Genomic DNA, 21146 nt, shown 5'->3' with positions numbered 1-21146 from the left:
CCCCACCACGAACCCCGGATACCGGGCGCGGCGCGGTCCGCCGGCTCCAGGCACCCCAAGGATGCCGGTTTTACCGGACGACAAGCCCGGCGGAATTGGCGACAATGCCCTTCCCGGACTATCGGCCCTCTCCATGGCAATCAAATCGACCCGGACCCAGAGATACGCGCTGCTGGTGGCGCTCGCCGCGGCGCTGGACGGCTGCGCGGCGATCGCCACCCACGGCGTCAACGGCGAACCCATGACCCTGAGCCAGGAGGAATTCGCCCGGTATGTGGAACGGGTATTCCGCCACCACAACCAGGTCATGAACGCTTTGATCGAAGCGGGGGATACGGAAGACACCGGAGACGGCGCGCTCCCGGCGGCGGAAGCCAGGATGACGGAGGCTTGCGCCCCCCTCAACGAAGTGGTCTCGGAATCGCTGTCGGGCGCGAGCGCCGACCTCCAGACCCAGATGGCATTGATCGACGCCGTGCCCGCCTGCGAAGCGGCCACGCGGACCGTGGAAGGATTGTTACCCAGGACGGCGCGGCACGCCACCCCCTGAGGCTCAGGGCGCGGGTTCGACCTTGAGCAGATCGACCTCGAACACCAAGGCCGCGTTGGGCGGGATCACCCGGCCCGCGCCGTGCTCGCCGTAGGCCAGTTCCGCCGGGATGAAGAACCGGTAGCGGGCCCCTTCCCGCATCAATTGCAAGCCCTCGGTCCAGCCGGGAATCACTTGGTCCAATCCGAAAGCGATGCCTTCGCCGCTATCGAATTCGCGTCCCGACACCAAACTGCCGCGATAGTTGACCGTCACCTTGTCGGTGGGTTTGGGGGACGCGCCGCTCCCCGCCTGCAAGACTTGGTACTGCAAGCCGCTGGGGGTGGCGGCGATGCCGGGCTTATGGGCGTTTTCGGTCAGGAACTTCAGGCTGTCCTCGCGGTTGCGCTCGGCTTCCGCCGGGGAGGGGGCGCAGGCGGAAAGGCCGAGCGCGGCCAGGGCGGCCAGGGCGGCGGCGCGGAGCGCGTGGCCGACGGGATTTCCATGCATGGTGGTGTTTCCTTGAAGGGTGGTGGCGGGCCGTTATAAAGCGCCGCGTCCGGTTTACGGGCGCGGCATTGGTGGAGGAGTGTTCGGTGGTGGCGCGGGAGAGTCGGCCGCCGCCTAGGCTATTGGTTGGTGATGAGTTCCCGCCAGGAGACCCGCCGGGCCGGACCCAGCGCACCAAGCACGGGCGGCTTGCCCACTTGAAGACCGCCACCTCCGCCGAGTTGTGTCAAGCTAACGATCTTATTCCCATGGGGTGAATCCGTCAGGTTCACCACCACTGGGGCACTGGCCAAGGCGTTTTCATCGTTCTTTGTAGAAGCCACCCCTGTTTCCACCGCCATCAAAGACGAGCCTGTACGGTAGTCGATAATGTAGTAATAACTATAACCTCCCGCAGTGCAAGCATCCGAAGTTGGCACGTTGGTGGTAAGCACCAGCACGCCGAGCACCAAGGCCGGATCGGTGTTGGAACGCTCGCCACTATCCGGAAAATCGAAATACCAGCCGTTGTCCTCACCCGCCAAATTCACAGCGTTATTACTAGCGATGCGTACTATCTGTCCGCTGCCGCATATGTCGGTCGATGTATTGGCTGGACAGGTGGTGGTGGTCATCGTCTGTTGGACAAAACCGCCCGCCGTCCGGGGATTGCCGTATCCGGTATTGCCCAAAGTATCCTTCACGGCATAAAAAGACTGCACGCTCTTATCGCCGAGATCGGTCACACCCAATAAGCGTCCGGTACCGACATAAACCACATGGTTGCCATTCACACTGCCCAGTTCGGGTTTGGTGGTGATCGGTTGCGCGTTACCCGTCGGGCTTTTAAAGGTCGCCAGCAGGACCGGATTATTGGCTCCCTGGGCGCTGTTAGGATCGAAGCGCCATAGATTACCCATCAAGTCGCCGCCATAAACCGCTGTGACGGTATTATCGTACGCGGGACTTTTCACCCAAGCGCTGATACGCCCCAAGCCACTCGGGGTGGCGGCACTGCCCGCGGTGGTCGCAATCGATCTGATCAAAGCTCCGGTGGCCGCGTTGATCACATACAAATACCCTTTCCCAGTTAATGTATTGTTATAACCAGAGGTCACCAACACCACCCAGGTCCCATCGGTCAGTTTGGTAATCTGGGGATTGCCAAAGGTATAGCCCATATTGGGATCGGTGAATTCCCATAACAGGGTGGGCGTGGTAGCCGGATTGGTCACGTCCAGCGCATAATACCCACGCCCGCCATTGTTCAGCCCCCCCACCAGGATCGTCCGCCAACCGGAGACGCTCCCCGAGTTGGTGACGCAGCCGGAGCTAGGGCAGGCAATATCCCCCACCACTGGCGTGGCATCGGCAAAGAACCGATGATTGTCCCCTAGATAATATTGCTTATCGGCCAAAGTATAGAGATTGGGCAATAGGAACGAAGGGATATAGGCCCATTTTTCGGTTCCACCTCCAGAAGCGGCATCTCCTCCATTGAAGGCATGCAACATACCATCGTTGCCGGCCGCATAGACCATGGGTAAGCGCCCGTTATCATTGGCACTTTTGAAATCGCTGTAACCCGAATCCGCATATTTGAATAACGATTCCCTCACATAAACCGCCGAGGCGTTAACCAAATCTCCCAATATATGGGCACGCTGACGGTAATATTTGGAAGAATCGGACTCGCTGCCCTCATTGCTACGGTCGCCACGGAGAAAATTCACCAAGCTCTGGCCACCGGCATGGTTATTATCCTGAAGATTGGCATCGATGCAGTCGGTACCCACAGTACAAAGCTGGGATAGGCTATTGAATCCCGCAGGTGGTGTGGAAGCAATATAGGGCAGGCTGAAGTAGCTTTGGGTGGTCGTATCCAGCGAATTCCAAACGAAGGGCTGCAAACCCGTACTGGTCTTGGTGTAGATATTACGGCTGGTATACGGGGTGGCATCGAGAATGGACTGGGCCGTCCAGTCATAAGTGCTAGGATCATCGGGGTTGTATTTAACCACCGCGCCAGTATTGATATCGATTTGCTGCCGCACCAATTCCCCACTCCATTCCACCGATCTGAAGCGCGTGCTGAAAACGAAGTTATCCCCGGAGGATACGTTCGGGTTGCTGGTGGCGGCGGCGGCGGAGGAACCGTTACGGGCGGTCAACGCGGACAAGGCATTTTTTAAACCGGTGGCCAGGGAAGCCGGATTGGTGGCGCTGAAATAACTCCCCCGGCCATTCACCGCCGCGTGCCATAGGTCGTCGATATTGGGCTGGGAGTTATTGACCGCGAGCGGCCAGTTGCACTGGCCGCTAGTCTGCCAGGAACAAATCCCCCCCGCCGGATTGGCCAAGGTACCATTCAATACATCGAAAAAATCCCCACTGGTTTCGGTCAAATAATTCGATTCGAACTGCATATAGCCCGATGCCCCCAATCCCAAGGTAAACGTGGTCATGTGCTGGTTGGAGGAAGTATCCTCACCGCCGGTCGGCACGTTGTTATAGGGGTCGGGACTTTCGGAAGAACACAGGGTATTGCCGGTGGTGGCGGGGGGAACCGGCACACCCGTGCAATTACCCAGTGTCGAGGTGCGTAAGTCGGTCGCGTAATAATATTCCGCCACGTCGGACAAGGTATTGGATTGGTTGTTGCCATCGAGCATGGGCCGCTGCTCGGAACCGTCCTGGTCGCCGATGGCCGTGGAGCCGTCGAGTTGATAGCCGCCGGGTTCGCTCTCGTTCCAATAACCATCGGTGGATAGCAAGGTGAAGTTTTGCTGGCAGGAATATTGGACCGGATCGCTGGCCCCTGTGATCTTCTTCGCATAGAGACGACCCGCCTTGGTGAGGGCGGAACGCAGGGGAGTACCGCCGGAGGGGCTGGTCCCTAACATCTTGGAATACCAAGTGTATTTCTGCTTGGTCGTGCCCGAGAAATCGAAATCGCCAATATCGAGGAACCTATCGCCGGTCTTGATCGCACTAGTGTTGATGGTGAAGAACCCCACCCGATAATTATCATCGATGGGCTGGAACGCCGAACTGAGCGAGGTTTTCATCATCTGCATGCGGGTGCGGTAATAGGCGATCCAGTTAGCGAAGTTGGTCATCTCCTCGTCATAGGTGCAAACAGTACCTTGGCAATCGGTGCGGGTGGCCGCCTTGGGATAGGTTTGACCGGACACGATATCGGTACGGGAGAAGCCGCCGTAATAGGTTTTGGGCACGGCGGGCACGGCCGGGGAATAAGTGGTATAGGTGATCGAGGTGGCACTGGGATTACAAGCAGCATTTGAACCCGAAGTTTTGACCAGTGATATCGAGGTGATATTGCCTGCCGAACCCAATGACAGATTGACGTTTATCTTCACCTTACTGCTAGTCACAGAAGTATCGATGGTGTAGTTCGTGGTATAGCTCGCACTGCGGAGATCGGCGGCCAACGAGGTAGCCGAACTCTGCAGGGTAGTTGTGGGGCTGACGAGGACATTGGTGCCATTGACCAGCACTTGGGCTATCGCCCCCTTTTTGCTGGTACTACAACCCGACATCGATACGGCGAACGTCACCGAGGCCGGGACGGCGGCCACCGCGGCGGTACCGCCGGTGGTCATACCATTATTGGGATAGCGTGGGTACTTGAAAGTGGCGCTCTTGATCCCTTGGCAATTGGTCAAGGCGGAGTCGCTGCAAAAACGCAGCTTGGCGGGATATTGGAAAGTGCTGGTCTGGGTGGTTTGGCAATTGCGCAAGCTCGGCGAATCGCAATATTCGCCCGGATTGATGGTGTAGTAATGGGGACCGAAGTTCCGGCTCGATACCGTCGGCGCGTCGGGACTGCCAGCCACCACCGATCCGCTACCCGTCGCCGTGGTGGCATGGAATACATTGTAGGTCTTGCTATTGATGGCGACGGTGGTCGGCAGGATATAGTTGTCGTTGCGCAGGCAATCGGTATAGTTGGTATTGGTACACCATTCGAGGTCTGGATATTGGGTGAGCAAATTGATCGTATTGGTGTTTTGCTTGCCATAGCCATCCAGTTTCACCGCGGTCCAACCGCTGGTGTTGGCGCTGGTCTGGCTTTTATATGTGGTGGTGTCCAACGTTTCGGTGTTGGAATTCTGATAGGCCACGGGCACCTTGTAGGTGATGGTGGGGTTGTAATAGACACCATTCACGTCGTTGGTCAGGAACAGCGGCTCGCCCCGATAAGTCCCGAACGGTGGAGCGCCCTGGTAACAGGGGACGCTCGAGGCATTGGGACTGCTGCCCCCGGCGCTGTTCTGGCAGCAATAGCTGGAATTGGCCGCGCCCGTACTGCCCCCCTTGCAGACCTTGACCGCGTTCTCCGCTCCGCCCACCCAATCGCCCATATAGTCGAAGGTCATACTGCCGGAATCATCCAGGATGAACCAGAGGTTTGGCTTCACGCTGGTCGGCGAAGAAGTCTCCAACGGCGAATTGGCCAAATCGGTGGTCGCCGCCCAAACCCCTAGCGCGAACACCCAGCCGGCGCATGTCCAAGCCAGTTTCGCGAGCAATCCATGTGCGCTCATAGGTAGTACCCCTTATGATGATGATAGTGGTTACGCGCTCACTGTGCGCTCATCTGGACTATTGCCTGTACATAACCCACGGTATTGCGTACGCCCTGGATTTGAACGGTGACCCGATAATATTGCGCGTCATTCGCATCAAATAGGGAAGCTTGCGAAGCTTGGCTGCCACCACTATCAGGATTATCGCTGCCGCTATCGGGCGGAATCACGCAACTCGCCGCATTGGGCAGTCCGGTGGCGGCGCATAAGCGCTGGATGACATAGGACACCGTGTTGCCAGAAGCATCCTGGGGCAGTTCCACCGCGATGGCCGCCAAGGTGGTCGTCCAATAGCTGGCCCAATCCTGACCTGCCGCCAGCGGCGGCTGCCAGGACGCGCTATAACCATCTGGGGCGCTATTGACACCCAAAATAGCGGGGTTGAGGGCGTTGCTTTCCAGCCAATCGACAGCCGCCTCTATCCCGGTGTCCCCGGCCTGGATGGCGGATTGTTGGGAGGCTAGATTGCCGGCGATCAGGTTGGTGGTATCCACCGTGCGGGTCAGCGCGAGGCCCGCGAGGCTCATCGCCACCAGCACGATCAGCGTGATCATCAAGACCACGCCACTTTGCTTTGCGGGGCGCGTTGGATTCAGCATCCGTTGTCCACTCCCATCCAAGCAGAATTTCGCAAAGGAATCACCGTCTGAAATAACCGGTAACGATAGTCGCGCCAATCGAATCCAGTCGCGGCGGATACCGCGGTAAGATTGATCGGGCTGATGTCGCTACCCGCCCAGGTCGGCGCGGCGGAGGTTACATGGGTGCCAGAGCTAGAGGGCTTGATCAATTCCCCATCGCGGACCACCAAGGCCATCCTCAATGCGGCGATGCGGGCCCAACCACATTGGGTCGCCGTGAATTGAATACTGACGGGATCGGGAACCCCTTGGGGCGGGGTCGATATGTCATAGGTATCGACGATGGCATCGAATGAAGTCACGGTTGGAGCTAGGACAACGACCCGGGTATCGCGGCCATACTGTGCCCTGAGGCTGACGACACCCTCGCCGATGGGCCGCCAGACCGTCGGATCGCTTAGGTCGGCGGTGGAACCGCAGTTGCTGACCATGTAATTGCAAACCGTGAGGTTGCCGCCACGCACGGCATAAGCCAACATCTGGGGCGCGGTTCCCAAATTGTACAGCCTGCCATTGACCGTACCGGCCACGCCGGTGCCGGCGGTCACATTTACATTGGCGGCGTTACCGCGGCCGACATTGATCACTTGCGTCAAAGCTGCCGTACAAGGTTCAGGGCGTGGCCGGGTGGGGGGCATGGCGATCACATAGTCGCCCGCCAGGAAGGAGGCTGCCGATTGCACCGTGTAGATATCGGGACTCACCGGGCTAGTAGCCAAGACCGGGGTTCCAGAGGGAGGCGCGTTGGCCAGCGCGGGTTGGGCGTTGATGGCATCCCCCTGGGGTTGGAAAACACTATTACCATAGAGGATTAGCAAGGTATCAGTGTTGGCATCGCCGGGCGGGATGGCCGCAGGATTGATGGCTACCGGGGCCAAGGGGTTCAGGGCCACACCGGCCCGGAGGGCAAGCTGGCAACCCAACAGGTTGATATCACGGATACTCCAGCCGCTCTGGCGTATATCGCTTTGCAACACCTTGAGGGCCGCCGCGCCAACAATCTGGGCGTCGCCGCCGCCGGTGATCGAGCGCCGCTGTCCCTCGGACAACGCGAACAGTTGGAGGACCGCCGCGATACCGACCGAGCCGATGACCAAGCCGACCATGATCTCGACCAAGCTGAACCCCAGGATGGCGCGATAGCGAGGGAACATCGGCGCTGGCCTCCTACTTGATCTCGGCGGTGGCCACATAGCTATGGCGGTGTTTCGCATCGTTATTATCCCCCGGCATCAACCAATAAACCGTCACGGTGACCAGGCTCTTCGCCGAATTGGGGGGCAGGTTGCCGTCCTTCGGCTCTACTTTCACTTCGGGTGGAACCTCGGCGACCCGCGGCAGGTAGATGCCGTTGGCCGCGCCGATCTCGCCCACCCATTGGCGATAACCCGGTCCGCCACTGCCGCCGCTGCCCTGATAGTTGGCTTGCAGCACCGCCGGCGTGCGATCATCGGCCCACATCCGGCCAATCAACAGGTTGGCGAGGATGCTGGCGTCGGTGCGGTATTTGGACGCGCTGTCGGCCCGGAGCGAAACCACCTGCATGGCGGAGACGCCGAGGATGCCGATGGAAAAAATCACCAAGGACACCAGTACCTCCATCAGCATATAACCCGCCACACGGGGCTTCGAGAAGCGCGTGCCCATGGCTAGCAAGCTCCTATGCCATCGGGCACGGCGGGATCGCACATGCGGATTTGACCCCCGGTGGACACCGTAACCCTGAGGCAATGCAAGGTTCCGCCCTTCGCGCGGCAGGTGCCCAAGGAATTACTGATATTGATGGTCATCGTGGTATTGCCCTGGGTTTGGCCGGTGCCGGTGAACACCAGCGTATTCTGGTCGGAATTCAACGCCGCGTTGGTCGCCCCGTCCATATCGCCGCCCCCGACCTGGAAGATGCCGGGCGGATTCGCGTTCGTGTTAGCGCACTGTCCGGCCGGGTTGGCTTGGCTGACCACCCAATAAACGCCGGTGGCCGACAACACGCATTCGTCGTCCACGCTGGTGGTGAACTGGAAACGCACCGGGCCGTTGACCTGCACCGCCGCGACCCGCGCCAATTGCAAGCCGCTACGGACGGACTCGGCCTCGGCGCGGATGCGGGCGTTCTGGGTCCAATCCCTGAAGCCTACCGTCCCGAGCATCAGCAGCGAGGAAGCGATCACCAAGCCGATAATAATTTCGATCAGGGTCACGCCATGCTGCTGGGTACGCCGGTTCAGCACGACCCATCCTTCCTGGTTACCCAGCAATTGGTGGTGGGCAGGGTCCAACCCGTGGGCACGGCGACGGTCCGCTTGGTCCCGCTCGTATCGATGGAAAAGGTGAATCCGGTCATATCCCCCGTTCCCACCGCTTGCAGCGTGAAAGTCGTGGCGGCCACCGCGTTGCAAACGAAAATGAAATATTTGCTAGTGGTCGTGTCCGGGTCGCAATCGGGCGCGCTGACATAGGTACGGTTGTCCTGGAAGTACTGCTCTATGTTCACCCTTTTCTGGGCCAGATTGGCGGTGGCCTCGGGCAACTTGCCCCGGACCACGTAGTCGCGGTAGGCGGGCAGGGCAATCGACGCCAAGATGCCCAGCATGCTGACGACCACCAACATCTCCACCAATGTGTAGCCGCTGTGGGACGCCCCCAGGCCCGGCCTATTCAATCCATTCCCAAACATGAAGCGCAAACCTCGTTCCTCAACATCGAAAAACCACACCGGACGACTACTTGTCCGCCCACCCGCGCCATCGCCCCTTATGAATGACATTCCGGTCCTGGCGCATTTCCGTCCCTTCATTTAAGCGCAAACACAGCCCTTTCCGATGCCCTATCAAGATTCTTATTCAGATTCTAGTAAATATTACCGAAAAATTGTGTGATACGAGTCACCGCCGACCCTGCGGCGATAACCGTTGATCGTTGCCCAGACCCCGCTCGTCCCTGCCGGGGTGCCCACGTGAAATAATTATGGCGCTAAATTCGCACACCGACGCCAAGACCTCCCTTGCATCCCAACCAAGACAATGGACCGGGACACACGGCTGGTCCGGACAACCCTCTCGAAACGGTGTAGAAGCGGACGGGACGGCGGGGGAACACCGGGGCGATGGCCCCGCCGTGGATGCGCGGGATTAAGCGGTGTTCTCTTCGGAAGGTGCCGGCTCGGGCTCGGCGGGGGCGGCTTCTTCGGAAGCGGCGGGTTCGCCCGGCTCGGACGGGGTTTCGGTTTCGTCCGCGACCGACTCCCCGGTGGGAACTTCGGCCTCGGGTTCGCTGGGAACGGTGGCGGCTACGGCTACGGGGTCGGCTTCCGGTGCCGGGACGGCGGCGGGCGGGACGGATTTTTCGGGTTTGCGGGTGAGCGCGAAAATCAGCAAGGCGGCGACCACGCCCAAGACCGGGAGATTATCCCCAAGGACACCGCCCTCGGCGGCCCAGGCCGGAACCGGACCGGCGGCGATGGCCACGCCCACGCCGAGATGATGGAAAATATGCTGCAATCTCATGGAATCCCTCTCTTGTAGTTGTAATGCTGTTTCGAGCGGTTTCCGGCGACCCGGAGACCGACCTTAGTTTCGCGTGCCACGCGGGCACTGTCTATAAAAAACCGCCGGAACGCGGGGTCAGCGGTAACGCTCCTCCTCGGCGTAATACCCCGGAAAACCCACCGCCGCCTTCAGCGCCTCGAAATCCAGCGCCCCCCCGGGCCGGCCACCCTGCCCGATCCGCGCCAAAACCTCCCGCATCGCGCCGATGGCGGCACCGAGCGGGGCCAGGGGATAGACCGCGATCTTATAACCCATGGCCTCCAACTCGGCGTGGGGCAGCAGCGGGGTCTTGCCGCGCTCGATCAGGTTGGCCATTTTCGGCCCCTCCACCTCGCCGCAGTAACGCCGCATCTCCGCGGCGCTCTCGGGCGCTTCCAGGAAAGTGATATCGGCCCCCAGTTCCCAGAATAGCCGGCAGCGGGCGATGGCCTCGTCCAATCCCTCGGTGGCGCGGGCGTCGGTGCGGGCCATGATGAGGATATCCGCGCCCTCCTCGCGGGCATCGACCGCCGCCCGGATGCGCAGGGTGGCCTCGGCCCGGCCCACCACGGCCTTGCCCTGGGTGTGGCCGCAACGCTTGGGCGCGACCTGATCCTCCAGCATGACGCAGGCGAAGCCCGCCCGCGCATAGCCTTGGACCGTGCGCTTGACGTTGAGGGCGTTGCCGAAGCCGGTATCGCCGTCGCCGAAGATCGGGATGGACACCGCGCCGCAGATATTGCGGCCCTGTTCCAGCAATTCGCCATAGGAAATCAGCCCGGTATCCGGCAGCGCCAACCGGGTCGCCGACACCGCGAAACCGCTCATGAAGACGCTCTCGAAACCGGCCTCCTCCGCCAAACGGGCGGACAGGGCGTCGTGGCAACCCGGCATCACCAGGAGTCCGGGCCGGGCCAGCAAGGCCCGCAAAGCTTGGGTGCGTGAAACCATGGAACATCCTCGGACAATGGCCGCGGCGGGGCGCGGCCCGGATGGATGGGGGTGGCGGCTCAAACGCCGGGGCGCGGCGGCGGGGGGATCAGACGCCCGGCCTCGTCCGGCTTGGGCATGTCCACCCCCAGGCTGATGACGAAACTGGACGCCTGCTCGATGCTCATATCCGAATGCACCACCTTGGATTCATGCACGATCAAGGTGAAACCCGAGGTCGGGTTGGGCGAGGTCGGAACGTACACCACCACATGGTCGCCCATCCGGTTGGTGATATAGGCCGGCACCCACAGCCCATCCTTGGGATATTCGATATACACGACTTCCCGCAGGCGGTTCTCCTCGTCGCCCCGGAACAGGCCCAGGATTTTCTTGGACACCCGGTAAATGGTGCCCAGCAAAGGAATCCGGTGGATGATTTTCTCCACGAAATAGAGGAGGTAGGCTTTATCCTGCTTGAGCAGATACCCGATATAGGCGAAGAACGCGATGACCAGGGCGAACAGCAACACCGGAACCCACGGGTTTTCATAGCGCCCCCAGATATTCACCAGGAAATCCCCGAGCAGGACTTCGATATAAATGACGATCTGGAAAATGATGACGATGGGCAACAAACCCAAAACGCCGATCAAAAAATATCCGAAAAACTGTTGTAGCTTCGCTCTCATTGGCATATGACCCCGTTGTGTTTTAATTATCATGACGGAACAGGCAGCGCCGCCAGCGGAAGGCAGGGTACCGCCGGGCGGTGCGGCCCAAAGTTTAAACGGGTTCATGGGCTGCGGCCATCTTGGCCGGGATCGTCCGTCGCGGCGGCGTGGAACCGGCCCGCACGGCGGGCGGCAGTAAATAAAGGTATGGGACCGGGCCCTAATCCGCGCCCGCCTGCTTGACACCCCACTTTTTGAGGAAGGTTTCCATCAGGCACCAGCGGGTGAAACCGCTTTGCAGCAGGTTGGCCCCCACGAAAGCGGTGAACCAGAGCCAGTTCGCATTCACGAACACAGGGCTGGACTCGACGCCCAGCGCCAGGGATATCAGCACGAAAGCGCCGGCGATGACGCGGATCATACGGTCGGTGGTCATGGCGGAAACCTCCTTGAATGTTAGGATACGCTAATATTGTAGCCCGGAACCGCTTTGGGGTATAACTCCCGCACTCCCCTTCCCCCGATCCAGCGAGAACCCCCATGGAAAAAGTCACCATGTACAGCACCGCCATCTGCCCCTATTGCCTCATGGCGGAGCGGCTGCTCACCAAGAAAGGCGTCAAGGACATCCAAAAGATCAGGGTCGACCTCGACCCCGAGCGCCGCGAGGAGATGATGCGGAAAACCCAGCGCCGCACCGTCCCACAGATTTTCGTGGGGGAAACCCATATCGGCGGCTTCGACGACCTCGCCGCCCTGGACCGGGCGGGCGGCTTGGACCGCTTGTTGGGCCTTGTGTAAAACCGGGGATAACCGCGCGTTCCAGGGGCATGCGCCCGCCTATGCCGGGGAATTTTTTCCCTTCCCCATGGTCCCGAAACGGAACTTTTCAGGGCCGCCCCTGCCTGAAGCCAAAGGTTGTGTAGGACAGCCTGCTTATGTATATTCCCCGCGTTCCCTGGCTTAGCTAGGCGGCGTGGGGAAGTCGATTCAAGCCCCGATGGGCTCATGCCATTGAATATAACAATCACTAAAATCTATTGACCGAGTGAGGGAAGAGATATGCATAAAACGAATTTCCTGAAGAAAGGACTGCTCGCCCTAAGCCTTTTGCTGCCCGGCGCACTCCCCACAACCACCTGGGCCCATGGCGGCGCCAGCGTCGATACCGACCAATGCCGCATCTTCGTCGGCCCGCACCTGGTGCATTTCACCGCCTACCAACCGCAACTCACCGGCACCACCGAATACTGCAACTCCATCCCGGAACTCGGCAGCGCCGTCCTGGTGTTCGACTACGAAGGCAAGGCGCTGCGCGACATGACCGTCGAGTTCGAGATCACCAAGGAACCGGAAGGCACCCGCGTCTACTACGCCCCGCCCTCCGCCCATTCCAAAGGCACCTTCAACACCACCGTCAACTTCACCGAACCCAGCAAATACCTGGGCCATGTCACCCTGATCAACGAAGGCCAGAAGATCGACGCCCACATCCCGTTCACCGTGGGCAGCGCCCAGGGCGGCCTATCCACCACCACCTATATCGTCTTCGGGGTGGTCCTGCTCGCGGCGGGCTATATCGGCTACCTATCGAACGCCTCGTTCAAGAACGCCGTCGATGGCCTGCTCAAAAAAAAGGCATAAGGAACTTCCCCCAGGGATCGTTTGACTAACGGCCAGCCCCGACCCCGGTCGGGGTTGGACCGTATCCCAGTTCCCCACGGTATTCACGATGCACAAACACTCCCCCACCCTCCTGTCCAGCGCCCTCCTGCTCGCCTTGGCCGGTCCCGCGCAAGCGCTCAACACGCCGCCGCCCAGCTCCAAGGTCCAGCCCGGCCAAGCGGAACCCTTCTGTAATAGCGGTGCGCCGCCCGAATGGCGCAAGGCCCAGGTGTTGGAGGGGGTGGACATCCAGGAATCGAAATCCTGCAACCCGGACAATCCCGCCGATGTCGCGGCCTTCGTCAAGGGCACCAACAACATCTCCATGCAAACCCTGATGGACACGTCCAACCTCGCGGCGGACGCCATCACCATGAGCAACGACCTCGACAAGGACGGCGACCCCGACCATATCGTCATCAAGCTGGAGATCATGGAGGTGAACGGCCATTCCCCGGACTTCGCCGGCGTGGTGCCCACCTTCGATATAGCTCCGGGTATCGAGCCCAGCTTCTGGGTGTTCGCGCCCAAGAGCCGCGATATGTCCACCAAGAGCTTCGCCAGCGTCGAGGCCAATCCGCTGTTGCGGATGCCCTCCCCGCCGATCCGGGTGGAACAGGGCGATGTGGTCTGGCTGGTAGTGGAGAACACCCATTATTTCCCACACTCGATCCACCTGCACGGCGTGGACCATCCCTATATGGACCATGGCGGCGAAGGCAACGACGGCGTCGGCCAGACCAGCCAGATGGACATCATGCCGGGCCAGAGCAAGACCTATGTGATCCGGCCCAGGGTCGCGGGCACCATGTATTACCACTGCCATGTGCAGCCGCACACCCATATTCCCATGGGACTTGCGGGGATGTTCATCGTCGAGGAGAACCGGCCCAACAACTGGCCGCAGGTCTTCAACGTCGGGGCCGGGCAGGTGCGCCATCCCTCGGTCGCGGTGCGGGAGAAATACAGCCAGGAATACGACCTGCACTATCAATCGGTGGACAAGGAATTGCACCAAATCCCGCAATCGGCCAACGATCCCCGGTTGATCGCCAAGTCGATGAACCAGGAATACGATATCACCGACGCCAAGGATGACTATTACCTGCTGAATGGCCGCTCGTTCCCCTATACCCTGCGCGAATCCCTGATCTCGGTGAAACCCGGCGAGAAGGTGAAGCTGCGCATCCTCAACGGCCATACCGAACACATGGCCCTGCACATCCACGGCCACAAAGCCACCGAAACCCATTACGACGGCATCGAGCACAACCCCGCAGCCCAAGTCACCCGCGATGTCTATAGCCTGGCTCCGGCCCAGCGTTTGGATTTGTCGCTGGACACCACCGACGACGGCCTGCACAGCTACGGCTCGGGGCTATGGATGTTCCACGATCATGTCGAGAAGGCCTTCACCACCGACGGCATGGGCGAAGGCGGCAGCATCAGCCTCGTGGCCTACAACAATTACCTCGACGACAATGGCACGCCGAAAACCCACGGCATGGATTTGAAGCCCTATTTCACCAAGGAATATTGGCAGCGGAAAATCCCGGTCTGGCAGGATTGGATGGACGAATGGGGCAGCCTGGGCGCTCCCGCCGGCACCATGGACACCGATCCCGCAGGCACCGCGAAAGCGGCGGCGCAAGCCGCGGCGGCGGCTGCGGCCCCCCCGGCGGCCCCGGTCGACGATACCGGCGGCGGCTGGTTCTCCGGCTTGCTGCTGGGCATCGTGGGCTACCTGATCTACCTATACCGGGAAAGGTTGCTGGCTTTGATCTCCTCCCTGACCCGAAGCAAGCCCTGAGGTCGATCCCATGAAAACCATCCCCACCCTTTTCCTCGGCTCCCTGTTGGCGGCCGCCTCCGCGTACGCGGCGGAAGACAAGATCATCGAACATAATTCCTTCATGGACCACGGCGACGGCCATCTGATGGACATGGACGGTGCCATGGTCATGGGCCAGAACAAGGACACGCTCGCCCCCGGCTGCGACAAGGTCAGCGAGGATGTGGAAATCACCGTCCACGCCGGCCACAAATACGCCAAGAACTATCCCGGCACCATGTTCGGCTTCAGCGAGCATGAATGGAAGGTCAAGCCCTGCACCCGGCTCACCGTACATTTCATCAACGAGGACCATGTCCGCCATCAATGGATGATGCACGGCCTGCCCAAATTCCTGTACGACAAGGGCATGTTCCACCTGGAAGTGACCGGCCCGGCCAAGGTCAGCGGCACCTTGATCCTGCCCGCCGAGGACCGGACCTACCTGGTGCATTGCGATATCGCCCAGCACATGGAAAAAGGCATGAAGGGCCAGTTGATCGTAGGCAAGGGCGGCACGCCCTTCCCGAGCATCCCCGGCCTGACCGACCTGGCGATCCCAGACAACTACGGTCCCCCGGTCGCGCCCGCGGCCCCGGTCGCGCCCGCGGCCCCGGTCGCGGACAAGCCGGTGCCCCCGCCGACCGCCGCCACGCCCGCCCCCCAGGATCAACCGACCTCGGGCGGCTTCATCCTGGGCGTGATCCTGGGAGCCTTCGGCACGCCGTTCGCCATCTCCACCTATCGGCAACGCTTCCAGGGCATGTCGGCGGGCGAGGTCCTGCACCACCTCGGCCATGCGGGGTTGGGCCTGGTCGACCGGTTGCTGGGCTTCATCGCCGCGCTCACCAAGGGCGGCAAATAGCCCGGACCCATCCGGCCGAACCGAAAAACGGTGGTGCGAACCACCGTTTTTTTATGCCCATAAACAGGGCCGGACCTCCCGGAACAATGCCATGAAGCGCATTATTGGTGCGTAAAATCCCGCCACGCACCATACCAGCCCAAACCTCCACGCACCAATACGAGGATTCACGCCCCGAACCGGGACGATCCGCCCCTATTCGGGTCGGCCCGCTATTTGCTTTCGGATAGCCCGTCCTTCAACGAGGCTCTTCCATGGAAACAATCAATAAAAGCCAAGACGTCCTGTTCATCCTGCTAGGCGCCATCATGGTGCTGGCCATGCATTCCGGCTTCGCCTTCCTCGAGGTCGGCACCGTCCGCCGCAAGAACCAAGTCAACGCCCTGGTGAAAATCCTCACCGACTTCGCCATGTCCACGGTCGCCTATTTCTTCGTCGGCTACTACCTGGCCTATGGCGTCGAATTCTTCCAGGGCGCGGACCGGCTCGCCCTCGACAACGGCTACGGACTGGTCAAATTCTTCTTCCTGCTGACCTTCGCCGCCGCGATCCCGGCCATCGTTTCCGGCGGCATCGCCGAGCGGGCCAAGTTCAACCCGCAAATCGCCGCCACCTTCATCCTGGTGGGTTTCGTCTACCCCGTGTTCGAGGGCATCGCCTGGAACAAGAACCTGGGGCTGCAAACCTGGCTGGAACAAACTTTCGGCGCGGCCTTCCACGATTTCGCCGGTTCCGTCGTGGTGCACGCGGTGGGCGGCTGGATCGGCCTCGCCGCCGTGCTGCTGCTGGGACCGCGCCGGGGCCGCTACCACCGCGACGGCGGCATCGCGGCGCATCCGCCGTCCAGCATCCCGTTCCTGGCCCTGGGCGCTTGGATACTCACGGTGGGTTGGTTCGGCTTCAACGTGATGTCGGCCCAGACGCTCGGGGCCATCAGCGGATTGGTGGCGTTGAACTCGCTGATGGCGATGGTCGGCGGCACCCTGGCCGCCCTGCTCATGGGCCGCAACGATCCCGGCTTCGTGCATAACGGGCCGCTGGCGGGCTTGGTGGCGGTGTGCGCCGGCTCCGACCTGATGCACCCGGTCGGCGCCTTGGCGGTGGGCGCGGTGGCGGGCGTCCTGTTCGTGTCCATGTTCACCCTGACCCAGAACCGCTGGAAGATCGACGACGTGCTGGGCGTCTGGCCCCTGCACGGGCTGTGCGGCGCCTGGGGCGGGATCGCCGCCGGCCTGTTCGGCCAGACCGCCCTGGGCGGCCTCGGCAGCATCAGCCTCGTTTCGCAAGTGATCGGCACCGTCCTCGGCATCGCCATCGCCCTGGTGGGTGGCTTCGCGACCTATGGCCTTTTGAAACTGGCGGTGGGACTGCGCCTGGACCCCGAGGAGGAGTTCGCGGGGGCCGACCTGACCCTCCACAAGATCAGCGCCTCGCCGGAAAAGGAGGCCGGTTGGTGAAGCCTCCCGGCCCGTGTCGCCATTCCGACCGTCCTGGGCGATAATGTGCCCCGCCGCGGCACGGTCCATGCCGCGCACCGGGCCGGCCGCGCCGAGCCCGCCCACCACCCCGTCCCTCGCGCCCCCGTGTCACCCGCCGCGGGGCCATAACGAGTCGTACAGCATGAAAAAAGCGCTCTTGATCGGCAGTGGAATCTTGATCCTGGTGTTTTGGTGGCACGCGCTCTTGGAACTGCTGCTGCACGCCGTCCTGATCGTGCTGGAAATCCTGGAACTGCTGGTCGACACCGTCCTGGAACATGTGGGGCTGACCCTGTACGAGGCCCAGATGGTGACGGCCTGGCTGGGCTTCGGGGTGTTCACCCTGTTGATGATCGTGGGGCTCAAGAAGGCCAACACCGCCGTGCAAAGGCTGAAAACCCAGACGCCGCTGTGGTGGGAAGAAGAAAAGGCGCGGCTCGAAGCCATGCGCTCGTCGCTGCGCTGGCCGGCGGCCCTCGTGGTCCTGGTGGCCTTGCTGGTCCTCGCGCTGATCGTGTAGCGGGGCGCTCCACCGGCCCGCTACAACAGTAGCGTTCGTCACAACAAAGCGCTATCTTCCTCCCCGGCGGACTGGTATCGGTTCGCCACTTCCATAAATAAAACCAGCGAAGAGGAGGAGGTACGTATGGCTATCGATCTATGCAAGAAGAACATCGGCCCGACGGAAAAATACATCCGCATCGGCGCGGGTGGACTCTTGACGGTGCTGGCCGGGGCCGGCGTCGTCGGCGCTTGGGGTTTCATCGGCTTGGTGCCGCTCGCCACCGGGCTGTTGGGTAGCTGCCCGGTCTATACCCTGATGGGCAAGGACACGAACTGTGGCGCGGGAAGCTGTGGCGGAACGGCCCAGGCCGAAACCCACGCCCACGGCGGCGCTTGCTGCGGCGGTCCGGCCACCCCGGCCGAACCCGAGGCCGCCGCCACGCCGGAAGCCCCCGCGACCGTAGCGGAAGAACCCGCCACCCCGGCGGAAGCCGCCGCCGAGACCGAGGCATCCGCCGAGGCCGCCCCGACCGCCGAAGAAAAACCCGCCGCCTAACCCCCCACGACGGGGATGCCGGCACCAGGACGGCGGTGCCGACCCCTCCGCCCCCCGGCCCGCGCCGACCCCAGGATCGGGGTGCCCCCTAGCGCGGGCCTCAGGACAAGCTTTTCATCGCGACTTCGTACACATCCTTGGAGATGTTCGAGGTCCCCGCCACCCGTTGCAATTGCAGGCACATCAAGCGCTGGCGCTCGTCGTCGTAACGCCGCCACGGGGTCAGCGCGGTCAGCAAACGGGCGGCGATCTGCGGGTTGATGGTGTTGAGTTCGATCACATGGTCGGCCAGGAAGGCGTAGCCCGCCCCGTCCTTGGCGTGGAAGTTGACCGGATTGGACTGCGAGAACGCCCCGATCAGGGAACGCACATGATTCGGCATCTTGAAATCGAAGGCCGGATGGGCGATCAAGGCCCGCACCCGGTCCAAGGTGCCGGGCAGATGGCAGGTGGCCTGGATCGAAAACCACTTGCCGACCACCAGGGATTCGTCCTTCCATTGTTGGTAGAACTCGTCCAGGCACGCCTCGCGCTCTGGATTGAGGCTGTTGACGATGACCGAAAGCGCGGCGATGCGGTCGGTCATGGTATGGGATCCGCGGAATTGGCGCACGGCCAGACGCTGGGCGGCCCCGGTTTCCAATTCCCCCAAATAGGCGAGGCAGGTGTTCTTGAGGCGGCGGCGGCCCATGGTCACGGCGTCGAAACGGTCGCGGCGGTCCTCGTGGCAGGCTTGGTAAAGCCGCAGGAAATCCGCCTCCAGCTGGACCGCCAGTTCCCGCTTGACCCATTGCCGGGCGGCATGGATCGCTTCGGGATCGATGGCTTTCATGGCCGTGCCGACATATTCCTCGGAGGGCAGGGTCAGCAACAAGGCTTGATAGGACCGATCCTCCCATTCCCCCGCGACCAGGGCGCGGAAGACTTCCAGCAACAAGGGCTCCAGCGGTTTGGATGTCTCGCCCACCGCCCAGCGCGGCACCAGCCTCAGCAGGGCGCGGGTGGCGAGTTCCTGCCCGGCGTCCCAGCGGTTGAAGAAATCCGGGTCGTGGGCGCACAGGAAGGCCAGTTCCTGCGGGCTGCGCTCCACATGCAACTTGACCGGTGCGGAAAAACCCCGCAGGGCCGAAACCACCGGCTTGGCCGGCAGATCGACGAAGCGGAACCGTTGCTCCTGGGCCTGGACATGCAGGACGCGGGTATTTTCCGGGTGGGGCGCGGCCTCGCCTTCCAGCCGTAGCGGCAACTCCCGGCCATCCGGCCCCAGCAAACCCACGGCCAGCGGGATATGGAACGGCTGCTTCACCGGCTGCCCCGGCGTGGGCGGGCAATTCTGGCGGACGGTGAGGGCGAGGCTGCGGCTGGCGGCGTCGTAGACGGCGTGGAGGTGGAGTTCCGGCGTCCCGGCCTGGCTATACCAGCGCCGGAACTGGGCCAGATCGACCCCGTTGGCATCCTCCATGCATTTGACGAAATCGTCGCAGGTCACCGCCTGTCCGTCGTGGCGCTGGAAATACAGGTCGCTGCCGCGGCGGAAACCCTCCGCGCCCAGCAAGGTGTGGATCATCCGCACCACTTCCGCGCCTTTCTCGTACACGGTCATGGTGTAGAAATTATTGATCTCGATATAGGACTCGGGCCGCACCGGATGGGCCAGGGGACCGGAATCCTCGGCGAATTGCCGCGTCCTCAGCATGTTCACCGAATCGATGCGCTTGACCGGGCGCGAAGTGCGCGAGGCGGAAAATTCCTGGTCGCGGAACACCGTCAGCCCTTCCTTCAAGCTGAGCTGGAACCAATCGCGGCAGGTGATGCGGTTGCCGGTCCAGTTATGGAAATACTCATGGCCGATCACGCCCTCGATATGCTCGTAATCGGTGTCGGTGGCGGTGTCGGGCCGGGCCAGCACATATTTGGTGTTGAAGATATTCAGCCCCTTGTTCTCCATCGCGCCCATATTGAAATGGTTGACGGCGACGATCATGTAGAGGTCGAGATCGTATTCGCGGCCATAGGTTTCCTCGTCCCAACGCATGGCGTTGCGCAGCGACTGCATGGCGTGGCCACATTTGTCGAGGTCGTGCGGCTCGGCGAAGATTTGTAGCTTCACCCTCCGCCCGGACGCGGTGCGGTAATCCTCCTCCAGGCAGGCCAAGCGCCCCGCCACCAGGGCGAACAGATAACACGGCTTCTTGAACGGGTCTTCCCACTTCACCCAATGGCGGCCATTTTTCAATTCGCCCTGGGCGATGGGATTGCCGTTGGAAAGCAGCACCGGATAGCGGCCGCGGTCGGCGACCAGGGTGGTGGTATAGACCGCCATCACATCGGGCCGGTCGGGAAAATAAGTGATCTTGCGGAAGCCTTGGGCCTCGCATTGGGTGCAGAACATGCCGTTGGAGAGATAAAGCCCCTCCAGCGCGGTGTTGGCCTTGGGATTGAGCCGGGTGACGATTTCGAGATCGAAAGCGCGGTCGGGGACGCCGGGCAGGAACAAGGCTTCCGGGGTGAGCCGGTAACGGGAACCCGACCAGGGCCGACCGTTCAGCCTGAGCGACTCCAAGATCAAATCCTCCCCGCTCAACTCCAACTCCCCGCCCCCGCCCCCGCCCACGGCGTCCGGATTGCGGCGCACCCGCAGTTTGGCGGTGACACGGGTGTTTTCCTCATCCAGTTCGAAAAACAGATCGACGGTATCGACCAAATATTCCGGCGGGGTGTAGTCCTTGAGATGGATGGCTCTGGGGGTTGGCTCGCGCATGATCGTTCTTCTCGTGGTCGTCGGCCCATGGGCCGGGCGGGATACGTTTCCGCCCCTTGCGGCGGTGGACGCCAAGCATAACAAGGCCG

General features: G+C 61.7%; 20 protein-coding genes. 8 read left to right on the top strand and 12 right to left on the bottom strand.

Annotated elements, in window-relative coordinates; genetic code table 11:
• The first annotated feature begins 133 nt into the window (after positions 1-133).
• Positions 134-550, top strand: coding sequence for a hypothetical protein (locus K5658_RS11080; protein WP_221063201.1), 417 nt, complete (start codon positions 134-136; stop codon positions 548-550).
• A 3-nt stretch (positions 551-553) separates the two neighbouring features.
• On the opposite strand, the gene K5658_RS11075 is transcribed toward K5658_RS11080, so the two are convergent.
• The 11 genes from K5658_RS11075 to K5658_RS11025 form a co-directional block, all read right to left on the bottom strand.
• Positions 554-1039: an FKBP-type peptidyl-prolyl cis-trans isomerase gene (locus tag K5658_RS11075; protein ID WP_221063200.1), complete on the bottom strand. Its 486-nt coding sequence runs from the start codon at positions 1037-1039 to the stop codon at positions 554-556.
• 119 nt (positions 1040-1158) lie between these two features.
• Positions 1159-5586 (bottom strand): pilus assembly protein, encoded by a 4428-nt coding sequence (locus K5658_RS11070; protein ID WP_221063199.1) that lies wholly within the window; start codon positions 5584-5586, stop codon positions 1159-1161.
• 38 nt (positions 5587-5624) lie between these two features.
• Entirely contained in the window at positions 5625-6227 is a 603-nt protein-coding gene (locus tag K5658_RS11065; RefSeq protein ID WP_485020628.1) for a pilus assembly PilX family protein, read from the bottom strand.
• On the bottom strand, positions 6221-7387 hold the full coding sequence (locus K5658_RS11060) for a PilW family protein (RefSeq protein WP_221063197.1): 1167 nt from the start codon (positions 7385-7387) through the stop codon (positions 6221-6223). Before K5658_RS11060 ends, K5658_RS11065 begins: the two co-directional genes overlap by 7 nt.
• 49 nt (positions 7388-7436) lie before the next feature.
• Positions 7437-7916 carry a type IV pilus modification PilV family protein gene (locus tag K5658_RS11055; protein ID WP_221063196.1) on the bottom strand — a complete coding sequence of 160 codons (480 nt, stop codon included), beginning with the start codon at positions 7914-7916 and terminating at the stop codon, positions 7437-7439.
• A 2-nt stretch (positions 7917-7918) separates the two neighbouring features.
• Positions 7919-8497 (bottom strand): GspH/FimT family pseudopilin, encoded by a 579-nt coding sequence (locus tag K5658_RS11050; RefSeq protein ID WP_221063195.1) that lies wholly within the window; start codon positions 8495-8497, stop codon positions 7919-7921.
• Positions 8491-8928 (bottom strand): type IV pilin protein, encoded by a 438-nt coding sequence (locus tag K5658_RS11045; protein WP_221063194.1) that lies wholly within the window; start codon positions 8926-8928, stop codon positions 8491-8493. Before K5658_RS11045 ends, K5658_RS11050 begins: the two co-directional genes overlap by 7 nt.
• Before the next feature lie 469 nt (positions 8929-9397).
• Positions 9398-9772 carry a hypothetical protein gene (locus K5658_RS11040; protein ID WP_221063193.1) on the bottom strand — a complete coding sequence of 125 codons (375 nt, stop codon included), beginning with the start codon at positions 9770-9772 and terminating at the stop codon, positions 9398-9400.
• A gap of 117 nt (positions 9773-9889) precedes the next feature.
• The gene (locus tag K5658_RS11035; protein ID WP_221063192.1) at positions 9890-10744 is read right to left on the bottom strand and encodes an isocitrate lyase/PEP mutase family protein; all 855 of its coding nucleotides are present in this window, start codon (positions 10742-10744) and stop codon (positions 9890-9892) included.
• A gap of 59 nt (positions 10745-10803) precedes the next feature.
• Positions 10804-11379, bottom strand: coding sequence for a DUF502 domain-containing protein (locus K5658_RS11030; protein ID WP_343223239.1), 576 nt, complete (start codon positions 11377-11379; stop codon positions 10804-10806).
• Between the two features lie 238 nt (positions 11380-11617).
• Complete coding sequence (locus K5658_RS11025; protein WP_221063190.1) at positions 11618-11833, bottom strand: YgaP family membrane protein; 216 nt, start codon at positions 11831-11833, stop codon at positions 11618-11620.
• A gap of 104 nt (positions 11834-11937) precedes the next feature.
• Between K5658_RS11025 and grxC the strand changes: the two genes are divergently transcribed.
• The 7 genes from grxC to K5658_RS10990 all read left to right on the top strand — a co-directional run bounded on the left by grxC (position 11938) and on the right by K5658_RS10990 (position 18296).
• Positions 11938-12198, top strand: coding sequence for a glutaredoxin 3 (gene grxC / locus K5658_RS11020; RefSeq protein WP_221063189.1), 261 nt, complete (start codon positions 11938-11940; stop codon positions 12196-12198).
• Between the two features lie 261 nt (positions 12199-12459).
• Positions 12460-13041, top strand: a complete 582-nt coding sequence (locus K5658_RS11015) for a hypothetical protein (RefSeq protein WP_221063188.1) — start codon at positions 12460-12462, stop codon at positions 13039-13041.
• Between the two features lie 88 nt (positions 13042-13129).
• Entirely contained in the window at positions 13130-14872 is a 1743-nt protein-coding gene (locus K5658_RS11010; protein WP_221063187.1) for a multicopper oxidase domain-containing protein, read from the top strand.
• Between the two features lie 10 nt (positions 14873-14882).
• The gene (locus tag K5658_RS11005; RefSeq protein WP_246628425.1) at positions 14883-15758 is read left to right on the top strand and encodes a cupredoxin domain-containing protein; all 876 of its coding nucleotides are present in this window, start codon (positions 14883-14885) and stop codon (positions 15756-15758) included.
• A 254-nt stretch (positions 15759-16012) separates the two neighbouring features.
• Positions 16013-17215 (top strand): ammonium transporter, encoded by a 1203-nt coding sequence (locus tag K5658_RS11000; RefSeq protein ID WP_246628424.1) that lies wholly within the window; start codon positions 16013-16015, stop codon positions 17213-17215.
• 163 nt (positions 17216-17378) lie between these two features.
• Positions 17379-17756 (top strand): hypothetical protein, encoded by a 378-nt coding sequence (locus tag K5658_RS10995; RefSeq protein ID WP_221063186.1) that lies wholly within the window; start codon positions 17379-17381, stop codon positions 17754-17756.
• A 126-nt stretch (positions 17757-17882) separates the two neighbouring features.
• Complete coding sequence (locus K5658_RS10990; protein ID WP_221063185.1) at positions 17883-18296, top strand: YgaP family membrane protein; 414 nt, start codon at positions 17883-17885, stop codon at positions 18294-18296.
• Positions 18297-18396: 100 nt separating this feature from the next.
• Here K5658_RS10990 and pepN read toward each other — a convergent pair whose 3' ends face one another.
• On the bottom strand, positions 18397-21057 hold the full coding sequence (gene pepN / locus K5658_RS10985) for an aminopeptidase N (protein ID WP_221063184.1): 2661 nt from the start codon (positions 21055-21057) through the stop codon (positions 18397-18399).
• Between the last annotated feature and the right edge of the window lie 89 nt (positions 21058-21146).

Source organism: Methylomagnum ishizawai (assembly GCF_019670005.1).
Lineage (GTDB): Bacteria > Pseudomonadota > Gammaproteobacteria > Methylococcales > Methylococcaceae > Methylomagnum > Methylomagnum ishizawai.
This window is presented reverse-complemented; position numbering and strand designations above follow the sequence as displayed.